Source organism: Gordonia sp. (in: high G+C Gram-positive bacteria) (assembly GCF_047600385.1).
Taxonomy (GTDB): Bacteria; Actinomycetota; Actinomycetes; order Mycobacteriales; family Mycobacteriaceae; genus Gordonia.
In genome coordinates, this window is the sequence record NZ_JASGKZ010000001.1 from 1,196,452 (window position 1) to 1,221,901 (window position 25,450).

22 protein-coding genes and 2 pseudogenes are annotated in these 25,450 nt (G+C 69.3%); 13 read left to right on the forward strand and 11 right to left on the reverse strand.

Annotation, left to right across the window (positions count from 1 at the left end; genetic code table 11):
- Positions 1-127: 127 nt before the first annotated feature.
- The gene (locus QM809_RS05245) at positions 128-1,018 is read right to left on the reverse strand and encodes an oxygenase MpaB family protein (protein WP_415044761.1); all 891 of its coding nucleotides are present in this window, start codon (positions 1,016-1,018) and stop codon (positions 128-130) included.
- Positions 1,019-1,165: 147 nt separating this feature from the next.
- Between QM809_RS05245 and QM809_RS05250 the strand changes: the two genes are divergently transcribed.
- The 6 genes from QM809_RS05250 (at position 1,166) to QM809_RS05275 (ending at position 7,259) form a co-directional block, all read left to right on the forward strand.
- Entirely contained in the window at positions 1,166-1,771 is a 606-nt protein-coding gene (locus QM809_RS05250) for a TetR/AcrR family transcriptional regulator (protein WP_415044762.1), read from the forward strand.
- 12 nt (positions 1,772-1,783) lie between these two features.
- Positions 1,784-2,386, forward strand: a complete 603-nt coding sequence (locus QM809_RS05255) for a TetR/AcrR family transcriptional regulator (RefSeq protein WP_415044763.1) — start codon at positions 1,784-1,786, stop codon at positions 2,384-2,386.
- Between the two features lie 116 nt (positions 2,387-2,502).
- Positions 2,503-3,720 (forward strand): acyl-CoA dehydrogenase family protein, encoded by a 1,218-nt coding sequence (locus tag QM809_RS05260; protein ID WP_415044764.1) that lies wholly within the window; start codon positions 2,503-2,505, stop codon positions 3,718-3,720.
- On the forward strand, positions 3,713-4,732 hold the full coding sequence (locus QM809_RS05265) for a phosphotransferase (RefSeq protein WP_415044765.1): 1,020 nt from the start codon (positions 3,713-3,715) through the stop codon (positions 4,730-4,732). Before QM809_RS05260 ends, QM809_RS05265 begins: the two co-directional genes overlap by 8 nt.
- A 3-nt stretch (positions 4,733-4,735) precedes the next feature.
- Positions 4,736-5,422: a histidine phosphatase family protein gene (locus tag QM809_RS05270; protein WP_415044766.1), complete on the forward strand. Its 687-nt coding sequence runs from the start codon at positions 4,736-4,738 to the stop codon at positions 5,420-5,422.
- 694 nt (positions 5,423-6,116) lie between these two features.
- Entirely contained in the window at positions 6,117-7,259 is a 1,143-nt protein-coding gene (locus tag QM809_RS05275) for an ROK family protein (protein ID WP_415047013.1), read from the forward strand.
- A 389-nt stretch (positions 7,260-7,648) separates the two neighbouring features.
- Here QM809_RS05275 and QM809_RS05280 read toward each other — a convergent pair whose 3' ends face one another.
- Positions 7,649-8,674: a zinc-dependent alcohol dehydrogenase family protein gene (locus QM809_RS05280; protein ID WP_415044767.1), complete on the reverse strand. Its 1,026-nt coding sequence runs from the start codon at positions 8,672-8,674 to the stop codon at positions 7,649-7,651.
- Between the two features lie 162 nt (positions 8,675-8,836).
- Here QM809_RS05280 and QM809_RS05285 point away from each other — a divergent pair.
- A pseudogene (locus QM809_RS05285) lies at positions 8,837-9,016 on the forward strand (cyclophilin-like fold protein); the annotation flags it as partial.
- A 103-nt stretch (positions 9,017-9,119) separates the two neighbouring features.
- On the opposite strand, the gene QM809_RS05290 reads toward QM809_RS05285, so the two are convergent.
- The 7 genes and pseudogenes from QM809_RS05290 to QM809_RS05320 form a co-directional block, all read right to left on the reverse strand.
- Positions 9,120-10,013, reverse strand: a complete 894-nt coding sequence (locus tag QM809_RS05290) for a helix-turn-helix transcriptional regulator (RefSeq protein WP_415044768.1) — start codon at positions 10,011-10,013, stop codon at positions 9,120-9,122.
- Positions 10,014-10,075: 62 nt separating this feature from the next.
- Positions 10,076-10,693: a superoxide dismutase gene (locus tag QM809_RS05295; RefSeq protein ID WP_415044769.1), complete on the reverse strand. Its 618-nt coding sequence runs from the start codon at positions 10,691-10,693 to the stop codon at positions 10,076-10,078.
- 179 nt (positions 10,694-10,872) lie between these two features.
- Complete coding sequence (locus QM809_RS05300; RefSeq protein WP_415044770.1) at positions 10,873-11,340, reverse strand: hypothetical protein; 468 nt, start codon at positions 11,338-11,340, stop codon at positions 10,873-10,875.
- 66 nt (positions 11,341-11,406) lie between these two features.
- Positions 11,407-11,976: a DapH/DapD/GlmU-related protein gene (locus QM809_RS05305; protein ID WP_415044771.1), complete on the reverse strand. Its 570-nt coding sequence runs from the start codon at positions 11,974-11,976 to the stop codon at positions 11,407-11,409.
- Positions 11,977-12,395: 419 nt separating this feature from the next.
- Positions 12,396-12,914, reverse strand: a complete 519-nt coding sequence (locus tag QM809_RS05310) for a hypothetical protein (RefSeq protein ID WP_415044772.1) — start codon at positions 12,912-12,914, stop codon at positions 12,396-12,398.
- A gap of 66 nt (positions 12,915-12,980) precedes the next feature.
- A pseudogene (locus QM809_RS05315) lies at positions 12,981-13,821 on the reverse strand (ABC transporter permease).
- Positions 13,821-14,822 carry an ATP-binding cassette domain-containing protein gene (locus QM809_RS05320; protein ID WP_415044773.1) on the reverse strand — a complete coding sequence of 334 codons (1,002 nt, stop codon included), beginning with the start codon at positions 14,820-14,822 and terminating at the stop codon, positions 13,821-13,823. Before QM809_RS05320 ends, QM809_RS05315 begins: the two are co-directional and overlap by 1 nt.
- 142 nt (positions 14,823-14,964) lie before the next feature.
- Between QM809_RS05320 and QM809_RS05325 the strand changes: the two genes are divergently transcribed.
- Positions 14,965-16,131, forward strand: a complete 1,167-nt coding sequence (locus tag QM809_RS05325) for a zinc-binding dehydrogenase (protein ID WP_415044774.1) — start codon at positions 14,965-14,967, stop codon at positions 16,129-16,131.
- 39 nt (positions 16,132-16,170) lie between these two features.
- Here the strand turns inward: QM809_RS05325 and QM809_RS05330 are convergent, their stop codons facing one another.
- Positions 16,171-17,310, reverse strand: a complete 1,140-nt coding sequence (locus tag QM809_RS05330; RefSeq protein ID WP_415044776.1) for an adenylate/guanylate cyclase domain-containing protein — start codon at positions 17,308-17,310, stop codon at positions 16,171-16,173.
- On the reverse strand, positions 17,303-18,478 hold the full coding sequence (locus QM809_RS05335; protein ID WP_415044777.1) for a TetR/AcrR family transcriptional regulator: 1,176 nt from the start codon (positions 18,476-18,478) through the stop codon (positions 17,303-17,305). Before QM809_RS05335 ends, QM809_RS05330 begins: the two co-directional genes overlap by 8 nt.
- 123 nt (positions 18,479-18,601) lie before the next feature.
- On the opposite strand from QM809_RS05335, the gene QM809_RS05340 reads away from it, so the two are divergent.
- The 5 genes from QM809_RS05340 (at position 18,602) to QM809_RS05360 (ending at position 25,271) form a co-directional block, all read left to right on the forward strand.
- On the forward strand, positions 18,602-19,813 hold the full coding sequence (locus tag QM809_RS05340; RefSeq protein WP_415044778.1) for an acetyl-CoA C-acetyltransferase: 1,212 nt from the start codon (positions 18,602-18,604) through the stop codon (positions 19,811-19,813).
- 35 nt (positions 19,814-19,848) lie between these two features.
- Positions 19,849-22,047: a 3-hydroxyacyl-CoA dehydrogenase NAD-binding domain-containing protein gene (locus tag QM809_RS05345; protein ID WP_415044779.1), complete on the forward strand. Its 2,199-nt coding sequence runs from the start codon at positions 19,849-19,851 to the stop codon at positions 22,045-22,047.
- A 293-nt stretch (positions 22,048-22,340) separates the two neighbouring features.
- Entirely contained in the window at positions 22,341-22,676 is a 336-nt protein-coding gene (locus QM809_RS05350) for a hypothetical protein (RefSeq protein ID WP_415044780.1), read from the forward strand.
- Positions 22,677-23,064: 388 nt separating this feature from the next.
- Complete coding sequence (locus QM809_RS05355) at positions 23,065-24,603, forward strand: fatty acid desaturase (RefSeq protein ID WP_415044781.1); 1,539 nt, start codon at positions 23,065-23,067, stop codon at positions 24,601-24,603.
- A 65-nt stretch (positions 24,604-24,668) separates the two neighbouring features.
- Positions 24,669-25,271: a TetR family transcriptional regulator gene (locus QM809_RS05360; protein ID WP_415044782.1), complete on the forward strand. Its 603-nt coding sequence runs from the start codon at positions 24,669-24,671 to the stop codon at positions 25,269-25,271.
- Positions 25,272-25,450: the final 179 nt, after the last annotated feature.

The following is a 25,450-nucleotide window of genomic DNA, read 5'->3' on the forward strand; positions in this document are numbered from 1 at the left end:
CGATCGGTGCGCTCTCGTCGCGGCTCCGCACGCAGGCGGAACGACCCGACTCCCGCTCCCTGAGCCGCGACCGGGGAACGAGGCCGCGCGTCGAAGGGGCCTCCCGGGAATGGGCGACCTCGCCCGGTCAGACCAGGGGGCGGCCGGTGCGTCGTCGTCGTTCCAGGTCGGCCAGCATGAGGTTGAACGGGAACGCCTTGACCGGTTTCGGCAGGAACTTCAGGGCGGTGCGCGCGACCGCGTTGTGCGCGTCGAAGAACCGCCGCTGCGTCGGGGACTGCTCGACGCGCATCTTCTGCCGGAACTCCTCGGGGAGGAAGCCCAGCGTCATGGTCTCGGAGAACCAGCCGCCGAGCAGCTGCACCGGTTTCGCGGAGAACTCCAGGCGCATGATCCTGAGCAGGTGGTCGCGGATCGTGTCGTCGATCTCGAGTTCGGCGACGGTGGCCTGCCAGTACTCCTCGAAGTCGGCGCGGGTGGCCGGCCACATCTCGCGGGGCATGTCCAGCGTCGTCCCCATCACCGATCCCTGCCGGTAGATCTCCTCGGTGACGGCGGCCGGGTCGCCGTAAATGCGTTGGACGTCCTCCCACCCGCGGTACAGGCAGGCGGCGACCCAGAGCTGGAGGCGGGTGTCGAAGGCGTCGTAGGTCACCGGGCTCGACTCGGTGGACCGCACGTGCGCGTGCGCCTTGTTGACGGCCCTGCGGTACGCCTTGCGCAGTTCCGGGGTGCCCATCGCGGCCACGGCCAGATAGGTGAGCGTGGTGCGGGTGCGTTTGACCGGGTGGCGGAACAGGTTTCCGGAGTTCACCCTGCTCTCGTAGACGCCGTAGCCGACGGCGGGCAGGGCGAGCTGCATGATCACGTTCGCCGGTCCGGCCAGCAGGGCGAGGCCGAGCGGATCGGTGTCCAGCGTGGGCGCGCGGTCGAGCTCGTCCCGGCGCGAACGGGGCATGCGTTCGGCCTCGCGGGCGAATCGGCGGGCGTCGTCGGGCGAGACTGTCTCCGCGGTCATCCCGGACTCCGTTCATCTGATAACGAATGTTATCTGTTTCGGGTTCGATTGAACGCCGGTCGTCCCGGGGGTGTCAAGGGGTGGTATGCGACGTTCAGGTGTCAAGATGGCAGGGTGAAGTCAGGAGGCCGATCGGAGGAGACGGCGTTGCGGTCGTACGGGGGCGAGTCCGGTGATGTGCGGATCGCGCGTCGTCGTGCCGCGCTGATCGATGCCGCGCTCGACCTGCTCGCCGAGCCGGAGGCCGGCGGTGTGACGGTGCGCGGGATCTGCGCCCGGGCCGGGCTCACGCCGCGCTACTTCTACGAGAGCTTCGAGGGAGTGGCCGGTCTGGTCGGCGAGACCTACGACAGCGTGATCGCCGAGATCACCGAGAAAGCGCTCGCCGGACTGTCCTCCGGAGTCGACAGGCGGAGCAACATCGCGGGTGCGGTGGGCGCGATCGTCGGCGTGATCGACTCCGATCGACGCAAGGGCCGACTGATCTTCAACGACATGTTGCGCAGCCCGGTGGTGATCGCCAAACGCGACGAGTCGGTGCGGCTCTTCGTCCGGCTGACGTCGGAGTCGGCCGTGCAGATGTCGGGGGCCCGGCCGGGCCCGGAGACGACGGCGGCCGCGTACTTCCGGGTCGGCGGGATGGGGCGGGTGCTGGCCGCGTGGATCGCGGGGGCGATCGACCTGGATCGGGATCAGGTGGGCGACGTGTGCACTCGATTGCTGCTTTCGGGCTGGCCGACGAGCGAGCGATAGGGAAGACGACACATGGACGACTGGCGCGTATACGGGCCGCCGGACCTGCCGGCACCGCTCTCGGCGGCGCTCGACGCATTCACCGAACACGGCTACCACGGCACCACGGTGCGCGACATCGCCGGGCGTGCGGGGCTCTCGGTGCCCGGCCTGTACCACCACTATCCGTCGAAGCAGTCGTTGCTGCAGGGGCTGTGCGAACTCACGATGGCCGAGCTCCTCGAACGCAGCGAGGCGGCGCTCGCCGAAGGCGGTGACGACCCGCTGGCCCGCTTCGACGCGCTGGTGGAGTCGCTGCTCCGATTCCACATGTGCCGACGGGAGCGGGCCTTCGTCGGATCCACCGAGATCCGCAGCATGGATCCCGAGTACCGGACGGTGTACATCGGTCATCGTGATCGTCAGCAGCGGATGATCGACGACGCGGTGGCCGACGGCGTGGCGGCGGGCATCTTCACGACGGCCTATCCCGGCGACGCCGCGCGCGCGATCGCGACGATGTGCGTGGGCGTCTCCACCTGGTATCGGCCGGACGGTCGGTACGGCCCGGACGAGTTGGTCGTCCGCAATCTGCATCTGGCTCGGATGCTGGTCGGCGGGCCGGCGTCGGTCTGATCCTTCCGTGTCGCTCCCGGGTTCGTCGTCTTCGCCGGGATCCTTGACGCCTCCACGGTGGTGTGCGACGCTGAATTCATGCCGAGCGATCGTTCGGTAGGGAGTCAGGGAGAGCAATGCCGGTAGATCTGTCGTACAGCCCCGAGGTCCTCGATCTTCTCGAGCGGACCCGCACCTTCATCCGCGACGTGGTGCTGCCGCTGGAGAACCGGCACTCCGGCGACATCGTGGCGGCGGGCGGCGACGACCTCCGCCGCGATCTCAACGCGCAGGCCAAGGAGCTCGGCATCTACGCCCCGCACGCGCCCGTCGAATTCGGCGGCCTCGGTCTGAACATGTCCGACCGGTCGCCGATCTTCACCGCCGCCGGCTACTCCACCTTCGGCCCGGCGGCCCTCAACCTGGGCGCCCCGGACGAGGGCAACGTCCACATGCTGGCGCACATCGCCAGTCCCACCCAGAAGGACCGCTACCTGGAGCCGCTCTGCAAGGGCGACATCCGCAGCGCGTTCGCCATGACCGAGCCCGCCCCCGGCGCCGGCTCCGATCCGAACGCCCTGCGCACCAGCGCGGTCCGGGCGCCGGGCGGATGGCGGATCAACGGCGTGAAGCGCTTCATCACCGGCGCCGACGGGGCCGGGATGTGGATCATCATGGCCCGGACCCGGGGAGAGCCGGGTGACCGCGGCGGCGCGACCATGTTCCTCGCACCGGGCGACGCCGAGGGGATCAGCGTCGACCGGTACGTCCACACCTACGACCGCGGCATGATCGGCGGGCACTGCGAGGTGACGTTCACCGACGTCTTCGTGCCCGACGAGGACGTGCTCGGCGAGGTGGACGAGGGCTACCGCTACGCCCAGGTCCGGCTCGGCCCGGCCCGCATGACCCACGTGATGCGCTGGATGGGCGTCGCCGAACGCGCCCGCGACATCGCCCTGGACTACGTCGCCACCCGCGAGGGGTTCGGCGGCCGGCTCGGCGACCTCGGCATGATCCAGCAGATGGTCGCCGACACCGAGATCGATCTCGCCGCGACCCGCGCCCTGCTGGCCGCCGCCTGCTACGAACTCGATCGGGGCGAGCACGCGTCGAACTCCACGTCGATCGCCAAGACCTTCGGCGCCGAGGCCTACTCCCGGATCCTGGACCGCTCCATCCAGATGTGCGGTGGTCTGGGCGTCTCCGACGATCTGCCGCTGGCCCGGCTCGCGAACGAGGTCCGCGCCTTCCGGATCTACGACGGCCCCTCCGAGGTGCACCGCTGGGCGCTGGCCAAGCGCGCCGTCGGCAAGGCCCGCAAGCAGCTCGAGGCGGGCGTCCGTCATGTCTGATCATCCCGGACTCGCGGCCGACGACCTCCGGCGCCTGCTCGCCGCGAACGGGGTCGACGTGGTCGGCGACCTGCACATCGACCTGATCAGCGGCGGCCGGTCGAACCTGACGTTCACCGTGCACGACGACCGGCGGCGCTGGGTCGCGCGTCGTCCTCCGCTGGCCGGACTCACCCCGTCCGCGCACGACATGGAACGCGAGTGGGCCGTCACCTCGGCGCTCGTCGACACCGCGGTCCCGGTCGCGCGGCCGGTCGCCGTCGACCGCTCCGGGGAGTTCGTCGGCGCGCCCTGCACCGTGGTCGACTTCGTCGAGGGCCGGGTGGTCCGGGCTGCGGCGGACATGGCCGACTGGTCCGACGACGACGTCACCGCGAACTTCGAAGCGCTGATCAGGACGCTCGCCGACCTGCACGCGGTCGACTACGAGGCCGTCGGACTGGCCGACTTCGGGCGGCCGGAGGGTTTCGCGGCACGCCAGGTGAAGTTGTGGACCAGACAGTGGGGGCACGTGAAGACGCGGGAGCTGCCCGACGTCGAACGGCTGGCCGAACGGCTCGCCGAACGGGTCCCGGCGCAGGCCCGCTCGGCGATCGTCCACGGCGACTACCGGGTGGACAACACCATCGTCGACGCCGACGATCCGGGGCGGATCGCCGCCGTCGTCGACTGGGAGCTGTCGGCGCTCGGGGACCCACTGGCCGATGCGGCGCTGATGTGCGTCTACCGGCAGCCGGTGCTCTCGACGGTGCTCGGATTCGACGCGGCCTGGACCAGCGATCGGTATCCGTCGGCCGAGACGATGGCGCAGCGGTACGCCGAGGTCGCCGGAGTCGATCTGGGGGACTGGGGCTTCTACCTCGGCCTGGCCAACCTCAAACTCGGGGTGATCTCGGAGGGCATCACCCACCGGGCTCTGCAGGGCGGCTCGTCCGGTGCGGCCGGGGCCGAGCGCGCCGCCGAGGCGACCGCGGTGTTCATCGCCGACGGTCTCGCCGCGCTGAACGGCTGAACCGTGGGGGTCCTCTATCTGGTCCGCCACGGGCAGGCCCCGGCGCACGCGTACACGTCCGGGCCGACGGCACCGGACGCCCCCGGGCTGACCGAACTCGGTTTCGCCCAGGCCCGTGCCACCGGCCTGGAGCTGGCCCGGCAGGTTCCCGGATTCACGACGGTGATCAGTGGCGGCCTCCCGCGTCAGCGGGCCACCCTGGCGACCGTGCTCGAGGCGTTCTCCGGGGCGGCGGGCACGGTGCCGGACGGTCCGCCGATCGTCGACCCCGGCTGGGACGAGTACCCGGTCCCGGAACTGCCCGGCGGCTCCTCACCCGACTCGTACGCCTCACCCGCCGACTACCAGCGTCTCCTCGACGCCGCGCTCGATCGCTGGGTGGCCGGCGACTCGGGTTCGGCGGAGAGCTACACCGAGTACACGGCTCGGACGACGGCCGCGGCCGAGCGCGCGACGGCGGCGGCGGGTCCGGGCGAGACCGTTCTCGCGGTCTCGTCGGCGGGCACCATCACCGCGCTCGTCGCCCGGGCGTGGGGAGTCCCCGCGGAGCGGTGGCCCGGCCTCGCCCGAGCCATGGTCAACGCCTCGATCACCAGACTGCTGGTGGGACGACGGGGACTCACCGTGCTCTCGGTGAACGAGCACGCCCACCTCTCCGCGACCGCCGTCGGCCTGGCGACCTTTCGCTGAGAGCGTCTGGACTGTGAGACACGTCTCGAAAAGGTACGACGAGACGGCGCCGACGCATGCGCCGATTGCGATGATCGTGGACTCTTGCTAGCTTTGCCCCCATGACCCGCCAGCCGTACGCCATCCCGGAGGTCACCTATGTGACCACCGCTCTGGGATGCCGCCTGCCGCTGGCTCGGGTCCTGTGTTGTCGTCGAATGCGCTGAACCAGCTCCGCGCCCGCGTTCTCCTTCCGGGCATCTCTTCTCGCAGCGTCGCATCGCGTCTCGATCGCCGCGCTCGGCATTCCATTTAGGACGACAACACCATGACCTCTACTCTTGATCGACGTGTCACCCTTCGACCGGCTCAGGGCACGACGACCGCCCAGGGCACGCCGGGCACGACGACCGCTCAGGGAGCGACGCACTCGCAGGGAACGACGGCTGCTCGGCGAACGACCACACGAGGAGCGGTGTCCGATGCTCAGGGAACGACCACTCTCCAGTCCACGGCGGCCCGCCGGGCCGCGGCCACCGCACGACGAGCCGCGTCCGCTCGCGCCGCGGCATCGGTCACGGGTCCGACCCCCGTCCCGGAGCCTGCCGCCGCGGGAACGAACCGTGCTGCGCGGCGCGCGGTGAACGGCGCCGCCGGAGCATCGGCCACCGGCCGCCAGAACCGCGTCGCCGCCCCGCCCGCGGGCGTCGCCAGCCTGCAGCTCTCGACCAAGGCCGCCGCCCTCGTGCTGCGCACCGCCCGGGTCTCCGGACCGGTCTTCCGCGACGACACCGCCGCCCTCACCGGACTCTCCATCTCCACCGTGAACCGCCAGGTCAGCGCGCTGCTCAAAGCCGGTCTGATCCGTGAGCGCGCCGATCTGACGCCGCCGGGCGCCGTCGGCCGGCCGCGCGTCCCGTTCGAGATCAACACCGGAGACTTCCTCACCGTCGGCATCCACATCGGTTACCGCACCACCTCGATCACCACCCACGACCTGCAGCACCGCGTGGTCGGCGCCATCAACATCCCGACCCCGCAGGCGGCGACCCCGGAGGAGGTCGTCACCGCGATCGGCGCCAGCGCGCGTCGTTTCGCCGACCGCTGGGTGGGCAAGCGCCTGCTCTGGGGCGGCGTCGCGATGGGCGGCAAGGTGTCGGGCAAGGGCGTCGTCGACCATCCCCGGCTCGGCTGGGAGGGCGTCCGCGTCGGCGAGCTGATCGCCCAGGCGTTGGAGCTGCCGGTCTCGGTCGCCTCGCACGTGGAGGCCATGGCCGCCGCCGAACTCGTGGTGAACCCGGCCGAATCGAGCCAGAACTTCCTCTACTTCTACGCCCGTGAGATGGCGGGCATCGCCTTCAGCGTCGACGGCACCGTGCACACCCCGGCGTCCGGCCCGCCGACCATCGGTCACTTCCCGACCGGCGGCACCACGCTGCTCGATCCGCGCAAGACCGGCCGCCTGGAAGACGCGATCGGCGATTCGGGCGTGCTCGAAGCCGCGGCCGCCGCCGGACTCGACGTCGACTCGCTCGAAGCTCTGCGGCACGCCGCGCGCAGCGGTGACGCCGTGGCGCACGACATCCTCATCGAGCGCGCCGAGGTGCTCGGCCGGACCGTGGCGCTGATGTCGGACATCTTCAACCCGGACCACGTGATCCTGGGCGGCCAGGCGTTCACCGACTACCCGGAGGCGCTGCCCGCGGTCTCCAAGGCGCTGCGCGCGACCTCGGTGATCAACAACCGCGACGTCCGCGTCGCGCGTTCGGCGATCACCGTGCAGCAGAAGGCGGCCGGCGCCGTCGCCCTCGACGCGATCTACGCCGATCCGCTCGACGCGCTCAGCCACACCGCCTGACGTCGGCCGAGGAACGGCCGCTCCGGTGACGAGCCCTCCTCGGTGATGAGGGTTCTCCGCTGATCGTGCTTCCTTCGTGATCGGTGCCCTACTCGGTGATCGAGCGTTCTTCGTGATCGGTGCCCTCTTCGGTGATCGAGCGTTCTTCGGTGATCGAGCGGAGTCGAGATCCCCTCGGTGCTCAGACGGTGGTCTCGACTCCGCTCGACCAACGAGGGGGACGCCGACCGATGAGGGGGACGCCGACCGATGAGGGGGACGCCGACCGATGCGGAGGACGCCGACCGTCGAGGGGATGCCGCCCGTCGGGGCGGCCGGGCGTGACACCTTCGATGTATCCGTCGCCGGCCATGCGGCCGGGATTCACCGCTTTCGGGTGAGTCGCTCGTTCAGAGCGTCAGCATCACCTTGGTCGCCCGGCGCTCGTCCATCGCGGCGTAGCCCTCGGCGGCGCGCTCCAGCGGAAGTGCGAGGTCGAAGACCTTTCCGGGGTCGATCTCCCGCTTCCAGATCAGATCGATCAGGTCGGGCAGGTACCTGCGGACCGGCGCGGGGCCGCCGAACAGGTGGACCTCGGCGAAGAACACCTGATCCATCGGCAGCGTGACGCCGTCGTGGGCGACGCCGACGAAACCGATGTGTCCGCCGGGTCGGCACGCACCGATCGCCTGCCGGAAGGACTCCTGCGTCCCGACCGCCTCGATCACGCTGTGCGCGCCGAGGCCGCCGGTGAGTTCCATGATCTTCGCGACGCCCTCGTCGCCGCGCTCCTCGACGACGTCGGTGGCCCCGTATTCGCGGGCGAGTCTCTGGCGTTCGGGATGGCGTGACATGACGATGATCCGTTCGGCGCCCATCCGCTCGGCGGCGAGGACGCCCATCAGACCCACGGCGCCGTCACCGACGACGGCCACGGTCTTCCCCGGGCCGACTCGGGCGGCGTCGGCGGCGAACCATCCGGTGCCGAGGACGTCGGAGGCGGCGAGCAGCGACGGGATCAGATCCGGGTCGGGCCGGCCGGGGGTCTTCACCAGGGTGCCGTCGGCGTACGGGATCCGGGCTTTCTCGGCCTGCGTGCCGATCGTCGCGGAGACGAACTCGAAGTTCACGCATTTGGACGGGTAGCCCTCGCGGCAGATCGGGCACTCACCGCACGAGATGACGAACGAGCCGACGACGAAGTCGCCCGGCGCGACGGTCTTCACCTCCGAGCCCACCTCCTCGACGACGCCGACGTACTCGTGGCCCATCGCGGTGTGGTCCACCGGTTCGACGCCGCGATAGGGCCACAGATCCGACCCGCAGATGCAGGTGGCGGCCAACCGGATGACGGCGTCGGTCGGGTCGACGATCGTCGGATCCTCGCGGTCGCCGACGGTGACCTCACCCGGGCCGACCATGATCACTCCGCGCATGGGCGTCTCCATTCTCTTCGTCTCCGTGCAGGTGTCCGGCGTTCAGTGCACCACGCGTCGTCGTTCCGAGGGAGACCCTGCCGGTACCACCACCGTCGGAGGCTCCCCGATCATGTGCGGGGATGGCAGCGTCGTCGTCGAACCGGAGGAGTGGAGGACGGCATGGGATTGCGAGCAGTGCTCTCGGCGTCATCGTCGGTCCCGACGGGCACGATCGTCCGTTTCAGCGCGGGTGCGATCACCGTGGAGGTGACTCTCGGGGAGGAGACCTCGGCGACGAGGGACTTCGTCTCGATGCTCCCGATGACGGTGCGCTTCGAGGACTTCCACCGCCAGGAGAAGATCCACCTACCCGCCCCGCGGTCTCGACGACGTGCGGAAGCTGGACGGCCGGGAGGTCACCGTCAGCGTGGTCGGCTGACCGTCGACGAGGACGTGGATGCGGTCAGGAGTCGGCGTGTGTGTCGTGCGGATCGGCCGTCGACCGTCGTTCCTCGGTCGCGGCCCAACTGGCGAGCAGATCGATCCGTTCGGCGCTGGGCGACCCGGGTTCGGCGGTGTAGACGGTGAGCGACAGGCCCGGTTCCGCCTCCATCGTCAAACCCTCGTAGGCGAGCGTGACCTCGCCGACGACGTCGTGCCGGAAGGTCTTGAACCCCGAGCCGTGGTGGCGGACGTCGTGGTCGGCCCAGAGCCGACGGAACTCGGCGCTGCGCGTCGACAGCTCGCCGATCAGGTCGTGCAGCTCCTTGTCGTGCGGGTCGCGGCCGGCCTCGGTGTGCAGGATCGCGACGGTCACCGCGGCGAAGTGGTCCCAGTCCGGATAGAAGTCGAAGGCCCGCTCGTCCAGGAACGTGAAGCGGGCGATGTTCGGCGACGATCCCGGCATGTCGAAGACGTCCTTGTAGAACGCGCGGGCGAGCATGTTCGCGGCGAGGACGTCCATCCGGCCGTTGCGCACGAACGCCGGACCCCCGGTGACCGCGTCGAGGACCCACTGCAGGCCGGGGTGCGGCGTCCAGTTCTTCGGGCTGCGACGTTTCGGCGGCCGTGCGACCGGACTCGCCGCGTGCGCCAGATCGAAGAGGTGGGCGCGTTCCGCGTCGTCGAGACGCAGTGCCTTGGCGAGCGCGTCCAGGACCTCCGGCGATGCGCTGCTGATCCCACCGCGTTCGAGCCTGGTGTAGTACTCCACGGAGACGCCCGCCAAGGCGGCGACCTCGCTGCGCCGCAGGCCCGCGACGCGACGGCGGGTGCCGGACGGAAGTCCGACGTCCTCGGGTCGTACGTGGGCGCGGCGGGTGGTGAGGAACTCCCGTACCTCGGCTCGGTTGTCCATGAGATCCACGGTAGGTTCCCCGATCCCCGCGAGGGAGTCCCTCGCGGGGATCGTCTCGCCGGTCAGAGCAGCACGCCGCGCCCGCCGACCGCGGCCGCGAACCGCTCCTGGGCGTCGGTCCAGTTCGCGATGTTCCAGAACGCCTTCACGTAGTCGGCCTTGACGTTGAGGTAGTCGAGGTAGAAGGCGTGTTCCCACATGTCGAGCTGGATGATCGGCACCAATGACGCGGGGATGTTGCTCTGCTGGTCGTAGAGCTGGATCATCAGCAGCTTCCCGCCGAGGGCGTCCCAGGCGAGGATCGCCCACCCCGAGCCCTGGATGGTCAGCGCGGTCTGCTCGAAGTGGGCGCGGAAACGATCGAACGAACCGAAGTCCTCGTCGATCGCGGCCGCCAGCTCACCGGTCGGCGCGTCGCCGCCCTCCGGCGACAGGTTCTTCCAGAAGATCGAGTGATTGATGTGGCCGCCGAGGTTGAAGGCGAGCGTCTTCTCCAGGCCGACGATCGCCCCGAAGTTCTCGGTGTCGCGGGCTTCGTCGAGCTTGCCCAGCGTGGTGTTCAGGCCGGCGACGTAGTTGGCGTGATGCTTGGAATGGTGCAGTTCCATGATCTTGCCCGAGATGTGGGGTTCGAGCGCGCTGTAGTCGTAGGGCAGGTCGGGGAGCGTGTAGTCGGCCATGGGGCGTTCCTTTCCATCGTGGTGCCGCCAAAGCTATGACCTCAAGTGCACTTGAGGTCAATGGGACGGGCTGAGAGGTGGACCACAGCGGTGGCGGCTCGTTTTCCATCGAGAGAAGGCGACGGCGTCCGGCGCGTGTCGACGGCGGGCGGGCGACCGCTCACGATGCGAACGACCCGTCAGATGTCGGACGCCTCGGCATCGTCGGCCGAGAACTCCGGAAAACCGGTGATCAGCACCGCCGCGACGGCCGAGATGCTGATGGTCACCGCGGCGAGGAAACCGAAGAGGAACACGCCGATGTCCGGCATGCAGAGGTCTGCTCGTCCGGAGCAGCCGCGGGCGGCATCGAGGGCGATCAGGGTCCAGGTCAGGGCGCCGACCGCCCACGCGACACCGAACGGGAGGGTCGCCGCGGCGCTCGGGCCGAGGGTGCGCAGCACCGTCGTACTGAGGAGGAGGACGACGCAGACGACGGCCCCGACCGATGCGGTGAGCGCGGCATGGCGGGCGTCGTCGTCGATCCTGCCGCTGGACGGTGAGGTCAGGAAGTAGCCGACGTAGAGGAGCCACGGCGAGAACACGGCGGTCAGCGCATGCGCGATCTGCCACAGGGGGAGCGCGATCCGCGCGAAACCGTCGACCATGCCGTCAGCCTGGCACACGCGACCGTCGGGAACACCGCCGAGTGCCCCGGACCGGGTCTTTCCGGGTCAGACGTCGATCTCGCGGATCGGCTTCGCGGGCACCCCGCCGACGATCGTGTTCGGGGGCACGTCCTCGGTGACGACGGACCCGGCGGCGACGATCGCGCCGTCCCCGACGGTCACGCCCGGGACGAGGGTGGAGTTCGCGCCGATCCACACGCGCGACCCGATCACCACCGGTTTCGGCTCCGTCGTCGCCCGGTCACTCGGCGCGATGGAGTGGTTGAGGCTGGCGATCACCACGTTGTGGCCGATCAAGGCGTCGTCGCCCAGGGTGATGCCGCCCTGATCCTGGAACCGGCACCCGCTGTTGACGAAGACGCGTTCCCCGATCCGGATGTTCTTGCCGCAGTCGGTGGTGAACGGCGGAAAGATCCGGAAGCTCTCGGGCACCTCGCGCCCGGTGATCCGGGACATGATCTCGATGCGCTCTTCCGGCGTCGTGTACCTCGTGTTCAGTTCCATGCACAACGCGATCGCCTCGTCGGCGAGCTCGTGCATCTTCTCGGCGAGGTCGGTGCCCGGCACCGCGGGGGTGCCCGCCTCCATCGCTGCGATGAACTCGGTGATCTCCATGACCACCAGTCCACCAGGTCGGCGTGTTCTGGACGAGGCCCTGGTGAGGGGAGTACCGGCAGAGCCTCCCACCCGGGCCCGGCGCTCGGCTCGAGTTCCTCCGCTTCCGAACGGCTGGGTGAAGACGTGGGCGTCTCCACCGCTCGCTGAGGAGTGGGTGAAGGCACGAGAGCGTTTTCCACCGCTTCCTGAGCCGCATGCGAGCGCAGCGGGCCTGCGAGTCGAAGGGGCCCGGTGAGCGTTCTCGGCAAGACCCTTCGACTCGACTCGTCACTGCGTTCCTCCTCGGCTCAGGGAGCGGAGGGAAACCCCGGCGCCGTGTTCCTCCTCGGCTCCGGGGGGTGGAGGGAAACCCCGGCGCCGTGTTCCTCCTCGGCTCCGGGGCGGAGGGGAAACCCGTCACTGTGTTCCTCCTCGGCTTAGGGAGCGGAAGGGGCGCTGTCGTCCTGCTTCTCGTCGCGGGAATCGTCCGGGTCGGGGGCGAAGCGAATCCCCTGACCGTTCGTGAGGAGAGCGACCAGGGCCGAGAACGCGACGGCGAAGCTCACGGCCATGGCGGCGAAGAAGCCGAAGATGTAGACGCCCACGCCGGGCATGCACCGATCCACCTGGCACGGGACGCTCACGCGTGCGTCCACGGCCAGCCACAGCCACATCGCGATACCGAGTGTCCAGACCCCGGCGAAGGGAAATGTCGCCGCGGGGCTCGGACCCGAGCTACGCAGCAGAAGGGTGCAGACGAGGAAGACCGCGCTGATCGCGGCGCCCGTGTATGAGTCGGTCTCCGCTTGCCGGGCTTCCTCGGCGAGGGTCAGGGTCGGATGCCCGAGGACGACCTCGGTGTAGAAGATCCACGGCACCCCCGCCGCGGCGACGGCGTGCAGCCAGCGCCAGGCGGTGAGCGCCTTCTGCGTCACCGAGGTCGTATCGCGGGCCATGCCCCCACTGTGTCACGGTCCATGAGCGCCCGACCGATTCTCCGGCGCTGGTCCGGCCACGGTGAGTCAGTCGCTGGTGCGCCGGTAGTAGGCGCGCAGGGCGAACGGTGCGAACACGAGAGTCAGACCGATTGACCAGATCACCGTCGACAGCACCGGATGCTGCAGCGGCAGGGCGGCATCCGAGGGGGCCGCGGGCCCGTTGCCCCACAGGACGCGCAGCGACTGCACCAGCGACGAGATCGGATTCCATTCGGCGACGGCCCGCAGCCACGGCGCCATCGGCGCGGTGGGGACGAAGGCGTTCGACAGGAACGTCAGCGGGAAGATCGTCGTGAACATGACGCCGTTGACCGACTCCACCGAGCGCAGCATTGAACCGATCAGCACGCCGAACCAGATCAGCGCGAAACCGAACAGCACGAGCAACGCGAAACCGCCGACGGCGTCGAGCACTCCGGTGTGGATCCGCCAGCCGATGGCCAGGCCGGTCAGCGCCATCACCGCGATGCCGATCATCGAATGCAGGAGCGCCGCGATCGACCGGCCGAACAGGTACGACGTCCGCGAGATCGGCAGCGACCGGAAACGGTCGACGATGCCCTTGTCGACGTCGGAGGTGATCCCGGTGGCCACCACGAACGCGGTGAACGCGATGGTCTGGCCCATGATGCCGGGCAGCAGATACTCCTTGTAACTGCCGCCGCCCGGCACCGGCATCGCCGGGCCGAAGACGAAGGCGAACAGCACCACGAACATGATGGGCTGCACGGTGACGTCGGCCAGCATCTCCGGCATGCGTCTTGGTGTGGATCAGGCTGCGCTTGACCATGATCCGCGTCTGCCGCCACAGGCCGGGCGGGGCGACGGCGGCCGGAACGGCGGGCTTCGGGGCGGTGGTCGTCATCATTTCTCTCCCGCGGTGTCGAGGTCGGCTTCGGTACGGCGTCCGGTGAGCGTCAGGAAGACGTCGTCCAGACTCGGGCGGGACAGGCTGAGGTCGTCGATCTCGATGCCCGATTCGTCGAGCAGCTGGGCGATCCGCGTCAGATCGGGCAGGCCGCCGGACGGAACCGTGAGACTGCGGGCTCCCTCGTCGCGGTAGATCTCGGCGTCGTCGGCCCCGCGGAGCGAGGCGAGCGCCGGGGCGAGCAGCGCGTGGGCGGCGCCGAGGTCCGCGGCATCGGTGAGCGTGACCACCACGCTCGCCGACCCCGCCTGATCCTTCAGCTGCAGCGGCGTGCCGTCGGCGATGATCCTGCCCTGATCCACCACCACGATGCGGTCGGCGAGTTGATCGGCCTCCTCCAGGTACTGCGTGGTGAGGACCAGCGTGGTGCCGTTCGCGACCAGACCGCGCAGGACGTCCCACAACTCGTTCCGGCTGTGCGGGTCCAGACCGGTGGTCGGCTCGTCCAGGAACAGGACCGGGGGCGCGCTGATCAGACTGACCGCCAGGTCGATCCGGCGCCGCATGCCGCCGGAGTAGTCGCGCACCACCTTGTCGCCGGCGTCGGCGAGGGAGAACTGGTGGAGCAGTTCTTCGCTCCGCGCGCGGAGCGCTCTGCCGCCGATCCCGTACAGGCCGCCGATCATCGCGAGGTTCTCCCGGCCGGTCAGCAGCTCGTCGACGGTGGCGGCCTGGCCGGTGAGACCCATGCTGCGCCGGACGAGGTCGGGCTGCTCGACGACGTCGTACCCGTTGATCCGCGCCGTGCCCGACGTCGGTCGGGACAGGGTGGTCATCATGCGGACGGTGGTGGTCTTGCCCGCGCCGTTGGGCCCGAGCATGCCCAGGACGGTGCCGCGGGGCACCGAGAAACTCACACCGTCGACCGCGGTGAAGTCGCCGAAACGCTTCACCAGATCTCTGGCCTCTACCGCGATCTCCGGTTCTGTGCTTGTCATCCGCCCACCGTAACGACGACCTCTGACAATCTCGTGTCGTTTTCTCGGGGCACCCGTGAACCCGTCCCGGCGTCCCGCTGAAGTCCGGTCGGCTCACCGAAGTCGCACGGCGCTGTCGGAGGGGCTGGGTAGGCTCGGCCGCATGAAAGCTGTGGTCTGCCGGAACGGCGCACTCGAAGTCCAGGACGTCCCGCAACCCGAGCCGGGACCGGGCAACGTGCTGCTGCGCGTCCTGCGCGCCGGGATCTGCGGCAGCGACCTGCACGCGCGGACGCACTGCGATGCCACCGCCGCGGTGGTCGAGGAGGTCGGTTACGACCACTTTATGCGCTCGTCCGACTCGGTGGTGATGGGACACGAGTTCGTCGGCGAGGTGGTCTCCTACGGCCCTCGCTGCCGGAGGCGCTGGAAACCGGGCACCCGGCTCTGCGCGCTGCCGATCATCAAGCACGGCGGCGAGGTGGAGATGGTCGGGCTGTCGGAGCAGGCGCCCGGCGCCTACGCCGAATACGTCGAGGTGAGCGAAGACCTGGCGATTCCGGTGCCGGACGGGGTGACCGACGACGATGCCGCCCTGGTGGAGCCGCTGGCCGTCGCCCATCACGCGGTCCGGCGCAGCGGTGTGGGGAAGCGCGACGTCGCCGTGGTGATCGGGTGCGGGCCGATCGGACTGTCGGTGATCCTGCTGCTCAAGGCGGCCGGGGTGAAGACGGTGGTGGCCGGCGACTACTCGGAGAAGCGGCGGGAGCTGGCCCGGGCGTGCGGTGCCGACGCGGTGGTGGATCCGGCGACCGAGTCTCCGTACACCGCGGTGAAGCAGCAGAAGCGCTACTTCACCCGTGCGGGCGACCTGTTCGACGAGGCGTTCAAGGCGCTGCACCTGCTGCAGACGATCCCGGGGATGCCGTGGCGCCAGGTGGTCCGGTTCGCCGACGACAACGGGCTCACCCCCACCGGACCGGTGATCTTCGAGTGCGTCGGACTGCCGGGCGTGATCGACTCGATCCTCACCGCGGCGCCGTTCCGGTCCCGGGTCACCGTGGTCGGCGTCTGCATGGAGCCGGACGTCTTCCGGCCGGTGATGGCGATCAACAAGGAGATCGATCTGCGTTTCGTGTTCGGTTACAACCCGGACGAGTTCGCCGAGGTCGTGCACCTGGTGTCCAAACGGAAGGTGGACCCGTCGGTCCTGGTGACCGGCACCGTGGGTCTGGACGGCGCGGTCGCGGCCTTCGACGCGTTGGGCGGCGCGGAGCGGCACGCGAAGGTGCTGATCGATCCGGCGAGTCCGGTGCGCGATCTGACCTGACGGATCCGGGCGGGTCCGGACCCGGCCCGGTTCGTCTGCTCAGTCCGCGGCGTCGGCCTCGATCTTCCCGGTCAATTCCTCGGCGCCCCTGCGCCGGGCCTTCTGCTCCCGGCGCCGCCGCTTCGCTTCGCGCTTCTGCCGCTTCCTGTCCGAGGACTTCTCGTCCGGCAGGTCCGCGGTGGCGGGGCCGTCCTCGGGCACGTCGACGGCGACCTCCGCGGTCGGCCGATGACGGCGGTTCCGCAGCAGCACGTGCGCCTTGAGTCTGCGGTAGCCGCGCACCGAGAGCGAACTGATGTGGTTCAGGTGGACCGCGGGGTCCGTCTCCAGCGCGGCGGCCAGATTCTGGTCGATGAGCGTGGTGCCCTCGTGCGCGGCCCCGGCCAGTCGGGCCGCGATGTTCACCGGCTCGCCGAACACGTCGCCCATCCGGGTCAGTGCGGGACCGGCGGCGATCCCGATCCGGAGCGTCGGGAGCTCGCCGTGGGAGGTGAGCCCGTGGAGTTCGAAGGAGATCGATGCCGCCGCCTCCGCGGTCGGCGCGGTGAACATCACGGCGTCGCCGATCGACTTGACCACGTGGCCGTCGTGACCCGTGATGATCCGGTGTGCGGCCGACTCGAACGCCTCCAGGAGCGCTTCCAGTTCGGCCAGTCGGAGCCGCCGGGACAGCGACGTGTAGCCGACGATGTCGGCGAACCCGACGATCACCTCGCCGGCGGAGCCGCCGTCGGACTCGGTCGACGCCCGCGCGAGGAAGCCTTCGAGGTGCCTGCGCCAGACCACGTAGTGGATCTGGGCGACGGCGTCGATCAGCTGCTCGACGTTCAGGTGGATGCCGGGATCGGCGGCGAGTTCGCGGATCTGCTCCGACTCCCATTCGGCCAGGCGGGCCGTCGCCTGGCCGATCGACCGGGCCGCGGCGAGCTGGGTGGCGGGATCGATCTCACGGTCCTTGCCGACGAAGACGGCCAGCGCGGCGAGGTCGTCGTCGCTGAACGCGAGTCCGGGCTCCTCCCCGGACGGATCCCGATCCCCGTCCCGGCCTTCGCGGGTGTCCGCCGGGTTCTGCGCGAATCCGAACGCGGCCCACAGTCGTGCGGCGAACTCCCAGTCGGCGTTCACCCGGTCGATGATCTCGTCTCGGGTGTACTGCGCGGAGAGCCCGTCGTCATGCATGCAGCAAGCCTTTCACGAGGTAGGCCATGCGGGCGGCGAACTCGGGGCGGGGAGTGCTGCGCGGCATGCGGACCGCATCGTTCACGACGGCGAGGGCGGCGTGCACCGTGGTGGTGGCGGTCTTGCGGTCGAGTTGCGGCTGTGCGGCCTGGAGCAGTTCGATCCAGCGGGCGACGTACCGGCGCTGACCGTCCAGCAGCTCCGTCGCATGCGGGTTCTCGGCGAGGGCGTAACCGCAGGTGAGCGCGGCGCGCAGGTCAGGTGTCGAGGTGATGGTCTGGACATAGGAGTCCACCAGGAGATCCAGTCGCGCGGCCGGATCCGGGGTGGCCAGGGCGGCGGCCATCGCCTCGGCCTCCAACCGGAGCGCGCTGCGTCGGCCGATGGCGACCAGGATCGCGTCCTTGGACGGGAAGTGCTTGTAGACGCTCGGGCCGGTGATACCGACGGCGGCGCCGATGTCGTCCATCCCGGTGCCGGGGTAGCCGCGTTCGACGAACAGCCGCGCGGCGGCGTCCAGGATCTCGTCGCGCCTGCCGTGGCCCGCCGGGAGCGGGAACGCCGGCTCGCGGAGCGGCGGGGCCTGCGCCGGGCTGAGGTCGAAGAGCCGCCAGATCAGCTGACGGACCGTCGCGGCGACGTCCTCCCGATCGTCCCTGGACACCCGGTCGATCAGGCTTCCGGCGACCGACAGGACCGCACCGGCCAGGTACATCGATTCGCGCTCGGACAGGTCGGGGCGTCGTTCGGCGACGGCGGCGGCCCAACGACGCAGGACGGTCCGGGTCCGGCGCACCACCTCGCGGTTCTGCTCGTCGGAGAGATGCTGGCCCGACCACCGCCAGAGCGACGTGGCGCCGGGGTCGGCCAGGCCCAGGCGGGTCGCGGCGCAGACCACCGCGGCGGCCGGGTCGGCGGCGCCGGCCAGGGCCTTGTCGGTCTGCGATTCGAAGCTGTCCACGCCGGTCTGCGTCGCGGCGAACAGGAGTGCCTGCTTGTCGGCGAAATGCCGGTAGACGGTGGGGGTGCTGACCCCGGCGCGCGCGGCCACGTCCGACACCGAGACATGCGGGTATCCGCGGTCGGTGAAGAGCGCCGCGGCCGCGGCGGACAACTGTCGGCGACGGTCCTCGGCGCTGCTGCGGCGGGGGGATCTGGCGGGCGGCATCGTGAACCGACCATAGCCGACGATCGACGGGATTCCTATGGATCCATCTGCGGGGATAGCCAAGAGCGTTAATCCGCGTTAGCCTCACTGGGTAACCACTAGGTTCGTGTGAAAGGAACACAAGTGCCTGACCAAGCATTCATCTACGACGCGGTGCGCACGCCTCGCGGCAAGCAGCGCGGAGGCGCTCTGCACAGCGTCAAGCCGATCGACCTGGTCTCCGGCCTGATCGACGGGCTCCTCGAGCGCCACCCCGACCTGAACCCGAGCGACGTCGACGACGTGATCCTCGGTGTGGTCTCGCCGGTCGGTGAGCAGGGCGCCGTGATCGCTCGCACCGCGGCACTGACCTCGGGTCTCGGCCAGGATGTTCCGGGCACCCAGATCAACCGCTTCTGCGCCTCCGGCCTGGAGGCCGTGAACCTGGCCGCGGCCAAGGTCGCCTCCGGCTTCGACGAGCTGGTCATCGCCGGCGGCGTCGAGTCGATGTCGCGCGTGCCGATGGGCAGCGACGGCGGCGCCCTCTTCATGGACCCCGCCACCGCGTACGACAACTACATCGCCCCGCAGGGCATTGGCGCCGACCTGATCGCCACCCTCGAGGGCTTCAGCCGCGAGGACGTCGACGCCTTCGCCGCCGAGTCGCAGCGTCGTGCCGCCGAGGCGTGGGAGGCCGGTCGCTTCGACAAGTCGGTCCTCCCGGTCAAGGACATCAACGGCATCACCGTCCTGGACAAGGACGAGCACATGCGTCCGGGCACCACCGCCGAGAGCCTCGGCAAGCTGAAGCCGGCCTTCCAGGGCCTGGCCGACATGGCGGGCTTCGACGACGTCGCCATGCAGAAGTACCCCTCGGTGGAGAAGGTCGAGCACGTCCACACCGGTGGCAACAGCTCGGGCATCGTCGACGGCGCGGGCGTAGTGCTGATCGGTTCGGAAGAGGCGGGCAAGCGCAACGGCCTGACCGCGCGCGGCCGCGTCGTCGCCTACGCCGAGGTCGGCAGCGAGCCGACGATCATGCTCACCGGCCCCACCCCGGCCACCGAGAAGGCCCTCGCCAAGGCGGGCCTGACCGTCGACGACATCGACGTCTTCGAGCTCAACGAGGCCTTCGCCTCGGTCGTCATGAAGTGGGAGAAGGATCTGAACATCCCCCACGAGAAGGTGAACGTCAACGGCGGCGCCATCGCGATGGGCCACCCGCTCGGCGCCACCGGCGCGATGATCCTGGGCACCTGCCTGGACGAGCTGGAGCGCACCGGCGGCCGCTACGGCCTGGTGACCCTCTGCATCGGCGGCGGCATGGGCGTCGCGACCATCATCGAGCGCCTCTGAGCCTGGCTGAAGAAGAGAAGGAAAAGACTTAACTCATGAGCGAGAACATGATCGCGTGGGAGAAGGACGCCGACGGCGTCGTCATCCTCACCATGGACGACCCGAACCAGGGCGTCAACACCATGAACGCCACGTTCATGGCCTCCATCAAGGAGACCGTGAACCGTCTCGAGGCCGAGAAGGACGACATCACCGGTGTCATCCTCGCGTCGGCCAAGAAGACCTTCTTCGCCGGCGGCGACCTGAAGGACATGTCCACCCCGCCGAAGGACAAGACCAAGGAGGAGGTCGCCAAGCAGATCTTCGACCAGGTCAGTGACATGAAGGCGGACCTGCGCCGCCTGGAGACCCTGGGCAAGCCGGTCGTCGCCGCCATCAACGGCGCCGCGCTCGGCGGCGGCCTGGAGCTGGCCCTGCACTGCCACTACCGCGTCATCGCCGACGTCAAGGGCTGCAAGGTCGGTCTGCCCGAGGTGAAGCTGGGTCTGCTCCCCGGCGGCGGCGGCATCGTCCGCACCGTGCGTCTGCTCGGCATGCAGCAGGCTCTGATGGGCGTCCTGCTGCAGGGCACCGAGTTCCGTCCGGCCAAGGCCAAGGACACCGGTCTGGTCAACGAGGTCGTCGGCACCGTCGAGGAGCTCATCCCGGCCGCCAAGGCCTGGATCGCGGCGAACCCGGAGTCGCAGCAGCCGTTCGACGTCAAGGGCTACAAGCTCCCCGGCGGCGGTCCGACCAACCCCAAGGTCGCGATGAACCTCCCGGCGTTCCCGTCGCTGCTGCGCAAGCAGATCAAGGGCACCAACATGCCGGCCCCGCGCGCCATCCTGGCCGCCGCGATCGAGGGCGCGTACGTCGACGTCGACACCGCCGACCTGGTCGAGAGCCGCTACTTCGTGTCGCTGGTCACCGGTCCGGTGGCGCAGAACATGATCAACGCGTTCTTCTTCAACCTGAACCACATCAACGGCGGCGGCTCGCGCCCCGAGGGTTACGACAAGTGGCAGGCCAAGAAGGTCGGCGTGATCGGCGCGGGCATGATGGGCGCCGCGATCGCGTACGTCTCGGCCAAGGCCGGCATCGAGGTCGTCCTGAAGGACATCGACCTGGATGCGGCCAAGCGCGGCAAGGACTACTCGGTCAAGCTGGAGGAGAAGGCGCTCTCCCGCGGCCGGACCACCCAGGAGAAGTCCGACGAGCTGCTGGCCCGCATCACCCCGACCATCGATCCCGAGGACTTCAAGGGCGTCGATCTGGTGATCGAGGCCGCGTTCGAGTCGGTCGAGGTGAAGAACAAGGTCTTCCAGGAGATCGAGGACATCGTCGACCCGGAGGCCGTGCTGGGCTCCAACACCTCGACCCTCCCGATCACCGGTCTGGCCGAGGGCGTGAAGAAGCCGGAGAACTTCATCGGCATCCACTTCTTCTCGCCGGTCGACAAGATGCCGCTGGTCGAGATCATCTGCGGTGAGAAGACCGACGACGCGATCCTCGCGAAGGTCATCGACTACACCCTGCAGATCCGCAAGACCCCGATCGTCGTCAACGACAGCCGCGGCTTCTTCACCAGCCGCGTGATCGGCACCTTCATCAACGAGGCCCTCGCGGCCGTCGGCGAGGGTGTGGAGCCGGCCTTCATCGAGCAGGCCGGCAGCCAGGCCGGTTACCCGGCCGCGCCGCTGCAGCTGACCGATGAGCTGACCATGACGCTCATGCAGAAGATCCGCAAGGAGTCCAAGGCGGCCTTCGAGGAGGCCGGCGGCGAGTTCCCCGATCACGGCGCGTACGCCGTCGTCGACTGGATGGTGGACAACGGTCGTCCGTCCAAGAAGGACGGCGCGGGCTTCTACGACTACGCCGAGGGCAAGCGGACCCGCCTGTGGCCGGGTCTGCGCGAGCAGTTCAAGTCGGGCTCGGTCGAGATCCCGTTCGAGGACATGAAGGAGCGCATGCTCTTCGCCGAGGCCCTCGAGACCGTGAAGTGCTTCGACGAGGGTGTGCTCACCTCCGTCGAGGACGCCAACATCGGTTCGATCTTCGGCATCGGCTTCCCGGCCTGGACCGGCGGCGTCATCCAGTACATCAACCAGTACGAGGGCGGCATCGCGGGCTTCGTGGCGCGGGCGAACGACCTGGCCGACAAGTACGGCGAGCACTTCCGCCCGCCGGCCTCGCTGGTCGCCAAGGCGAACGACGGTGTCGAGAAGCTGACGAACGAGAACCTGCGCCCCGCGTGAGTCTCGCTCCGCTGAGCTGAGCGGCGGCCCCGACCGGATCCGATCCGGTCGGGGCCGCTGTCGTCTGTGCCGCATGTGGGCGGACCGAGTTCGCATGATCGTCGTTCCCTGAGCCGCGACCGAGGAACGAGGCCGCGCGTCGAAGGGCCGCGGCGGACGCACGACGACGCCGCGCGGTTCCCCGATTCGCGGATCTGTGGACATCGCGGTCGAAGCGGTCTGCCTGTGGACGGTGCGGTGGACGCGCGCGTCGTCGTGGTTCATCGTTCAGGGGAGCCGATGAAGGGGGAGCGATGACGGCGCAGGCGTGGGTGACGCTGATGGTCGGACTGCCGGCGACGATCGGAGTGGTGGGAACGCTCTGGCAGCGGCAGCATTCAGAGCAGATCGATCGTGAGCATCGGCTCGAGATCGATTCACGATCCGAATGGTGGCGGCGATTCCAGTGGGCGGCCGAGCAATCGGTCGCGCAGAATCCGGAGGCGCGGCTACTCGGGCGCAGGGTGCTGCGAGGGTTGCTGAGATCGTCGCTGCTCACCGGCAGCGAGCGGGAGATCGCCGCTATGCTGGTGGTCAATCGAGCCGAGGGTGAGGAGGTCCGCGATGACGCCGATCGAGGAGAGCGCTAAAGCGCGAGCCGAGTCCGGACTCGAGCTCTGGGGACGGAACGCGGAGGAACGTCGGATCTCGGCGGAGTGCGCGGTGATCAACGATCAGAATGCGTGGTGTGAAGACCCCGCAGTGGATCGTCGACGTCGCCGAAGGGCGTCTCCCCGCGTAGCGCCCGCAACGAAGACCAGCACGGCAGGCCCCGACCGGATCATCCGGTCGGGGCCTGCCGCATCCGGCGTCGTCGTGCATCGAGCCGCATTGGACTCCCGTCCTCGTCCTGATCGACCGTGACCGGGCCCACTCCTGAAGTTTACAAATATTGATGAATGTATAGACAGATGACTGAATTCGCTCTAGTGTCTACTTCGCTCGGACGACGACGAACACGGGACGAGGAGACGAGACATGACGCGATCGATGCAGGACACCCCTGCCCCCGAACTCCACTGGCACGACAAGAAGCGGTACCTCTGGCTGCTGGGACTGATTCCGCCGACGGCGATCCTGGTGGTCACCGGGCTGATCGCCCTGATGAACTGGATCGGCCGCGAGACGGGGTGGGGCTGGATCAACACCCTCTCGTCGGTGTGGTGGTGGATCGGGCCGATCCTGGTCTACCTCGCGCTGCCGATCCTCGACCGGTTCTTCGGCCCGGACGGTCAGAATCCGCCCGACGAGCTGATGGAACAGCTGGAGAACGACAAGTACTACCGCTACTGCACCTACGCGTACATCCCGTTCCAGATCGTGAGCCTGATCTACGCCTGCTACCTCTGGACCGCCGACGACCTCTCGTGGCTCGGCGTGAACGACGGTGGCCTCGGCCTGGTCTCCAAGATCGGACTGGCCCTCTCGATCGGCGTGATGGGCGGCATCGGGATCAACACCGCGCACGAACTCGGGCACAAGAAGGTCTCCCTGGAGCGCTGGCTCTCGAAGGTCACGCTCGCCCAGACCGCCTACGGGCACTTCTACATCGAGCACAACCGCGGCCATCACGTCCGCGTCGCGACCCCGGAGGATCCCGCGAGCTCGCGTTTCGGCGAGAACTTCTGGCAGTTCCTGCCGCGCAGCGTGGTCGGCAGCCTCCGCTCGGCCTGGGGCCTCGAGGCCAACCGCATGAAGCGGCTCGACCGACCGGTCCTCCACCCGAGCAACGACGTCGTCAACGCCTGGGCGATGACCCTCGTGCTCTGGGCGGCGCTCACCGCGGTCTTCGGGTGGGAGATCCTGCCGTTCATGGTGCTCCAGGCCGTCTACGGGTTCTCGCTGCTGGAGACGGTCAACTACCTGGAGCACTACGGGCTGCTGCGCAAGCAGAACAAGCGCGGCCGCTACGAACGCTGCACCCCGCAGCACAGCTGGAACTCCGACCACATCGCGACCAACATCTTCCTGTACCACCTGCAGCGGCACAGCGATCACCACGCGAACCCGACGCGGCGCTACCAGACGCTGCGGAGCTTCGACGAGGCGCCGAACCTGCCGAGCGGTTACGCCAGCATGATCACTCTCGCCTACGTCCCGGCCGTGTGGCGCCGGGTGATGGACGAACGCGTCATCGCGCACTACGGCGGCGATCTGACGCGCGCGAATCTGCAGCCGGGCAAGGAGGAGAAGCTGCTGGCCCGGTACGCCGATCGGTGCGCGGAGTACCGCGATGCCCAGGCGGCGGGACTGCGGGCGAGCCGTGCGCGGGACGAGGGCCTGGTCGTCGTGTCCGAGGCGCCCGCCGCACCGACGGCCGAGGGCGCGGCGGACGGGCGCGCCCGGCGAGGATCGTCGTACGGTTGCCCGAACTGCGGATACGTCTACGCCGAGGCGGCGGGTGCGCCGCGGGAGGGCTTCGCCCCCGGAACGGCCTGGTCCGACGTCCCCGACTCCTGGCCGTGCCCGGACTGCGGGGTCCGGGAGAAGACCGACTTCGTGCGGCTGCCGGACTGAGGGGACGCCCGGGTGATCGGGATCCTGTACGTCCGACGGCGCCGGGAGTGACTACTGTTCGATCTGTGACAAAACGGACCCCGTACGCCCAGGCCAGCAAACTCCTGCTGCGCAACACCCTGCTCGACGGACTGCGGGAACTGCTGACCCTGCGTGATTGGTCCAAGGTCACGATGGCCGACGTCGCCAAGCACGCGGGGCTCAGCAGACAGACGGTCTACAACGAGTTCGGCTCCCGCCACGGGCTCGCCCAGGCGTACGCGCTGCGGCTGGTGGAGGTGTACACGGCTGAGATCGGGGCGGCGGTCGACGCGCACGAGAACGACCTGGACCGTGCGCTCGTCGACGGTTTCGTGCGCTTCTTCACCGGGGCGGCGACCGATCCGATGATCGCGTCGTTGCTGAGCGGGGAGGCCAACCCCGACCTGCACCGGCTGATCACCACCGACGCGGCACCGCTGATCGCCGCGGCGAAGACGCGGCTCACCGAGGTGGTCGAGGGCTCGTGGATCGCGGTGCCCGCCGACAAGGCCGAACGCATCGCCGGGGCGATCGCCCGGATGGCCCTGAGCTACGTCGCCATGCCGCCGGAGGTCCCCGCCGAGGAGGTCGCCGCGAACCTCGCGGCCATCTTCGGGCCGGCGATCCGGGAGACGTCCGAAGGCTGACGACACGGAAAGACCGCCTCTGACCGGGGTGCCGGGCACCTTCGCCTCGATCGAGCACCCTCGGCCGAGGATGCTCGATCGAGACCGGGGTGCCGGGCACCCTCGGCTCGGGGGGCGGGCTTTCGCGTTGATCGGGATCTCGACTCCGCTCGATCATCGAGGGGGTCTCGATCGCCGAG

Bases quoted from the DNA above. Each gene is read 5' to 3' on its own strand.
- QM809_RS05260 (WP_415044764.1), top strand. From the start codon at position 2,503: ATGCCGGTAGATCTGTCGTACAGCCCCGAGGTCCTCGATCTTCTCGAG.
- QM809_RS05305 (WP_415044771.1), bottom strand. From the start codon at position 11,976: ATGGAGATCACCGAGTTCATCGCAGCGATGGAGGCGGGCACCCCCGCG.
- QM809_RS05255 (WP_415044763.1), top strand. From the start codon at position 1,784: ATGGACGACTGGCGCGTATACGGGCCGCCGGACCTGCCGGCACCGCTC.
- QM809_RS05310 (WP_415044772.1), bottom strand. From the start codon at position 12,914: ATGGCCCGCGATACGACCTCGGTGACGCAGAAGGCGCTCACCGCCTGG.
- QM809_RS05325 (WP_415044774.1), top strand. From the start codon at position 14,965: ATGAAAGCTGTGGTCTGCCGGAACGGCGCACTCGAAGTCCAGGACGTC.
- QM809_RS05345 (WP_415044779.1), top strand. From the start codon at position 19,849: ATGAGCGAGAACATGATCGCGTGGGAGAAGGACGCCGACGGCGTCGTC.
- QM809_RS05290 (WP_415044768.1), bottom strand. From the start codon at position 10,013: ATGGACAACCGAGCCGAGGTACGGGAGTTCCTCACCACCCGCCGCGCC.
- QM809_RS05320 (WP_415044773.1), bottom strand. From the start codon at position 14,822: ATGACAAGCACAGAACCGGAGATCGCGGTAGAGGCCAGAGATCTGGTG.
- QM809_RS05295 (WP_415044769.1), bottom strand. From the start codon at position 10,693: ATGGCCGACTACACGCTCCCCGACCTGCCCTACGACTACAGCGCGCTC.
- QM809_RS05280 (WP_415044767.1), bottom strand. From the start codon at position 8,674: ATGCGCGGAGTGATCATGGTCGGCCCGGGTGAGGTCACCGTCGGCGAC.
- QM809_RS05265 (WP_415044765.1), top strand. From the start codon at position 3,713: ATGTCTGATCATCCCGGACTCGCGGCCGACGACCTCCGGCGCCTGCTC.
- QM809_RS05245 (WP_415044761.1), bottom strand. From the start codon at position 1,018: ATGACCGCGGAGACAGTCTCGCCCGACGACGCCCGCCGATTCGCCCGC.
- QM809_RS05335 (WP_415044777.1), bottom strand. From the start codon at position 18,478: ATGCCGCCCGCCAGATCCCCCCGCCGCAGCAGCGCCGAGGACCGTCGC.
- QM809_RS05300 (WP_415044770.1), bottom strand. From the start codon at position 11,340: ATGGTCGACGGTTTCGCGCGGATCGCGCTCCCCCTGTGGCAGATCGCG.
- QM809_RS05330 (WP_415044776.1), bottom strand. From the start codon at position 17,310: ATGCATGACGACGGGCTCTCCGCGCAGTACACCCGAGACGAGATCATC.
- QM809_RS05350 (WP_415044780.1), top strand. From the start codon at position 22,341: ATGACGGCGCAGGCGTGGGTGACGCTGATGGTCGGACTGCCGGCGACG.
- QM809_RS05355 (WP_415044781.1), top strand. From the start codon at position 23,065: ATGACGCGATCGATGCAGGACACCCCTGCCCCCGAACTCCACTGGCAC.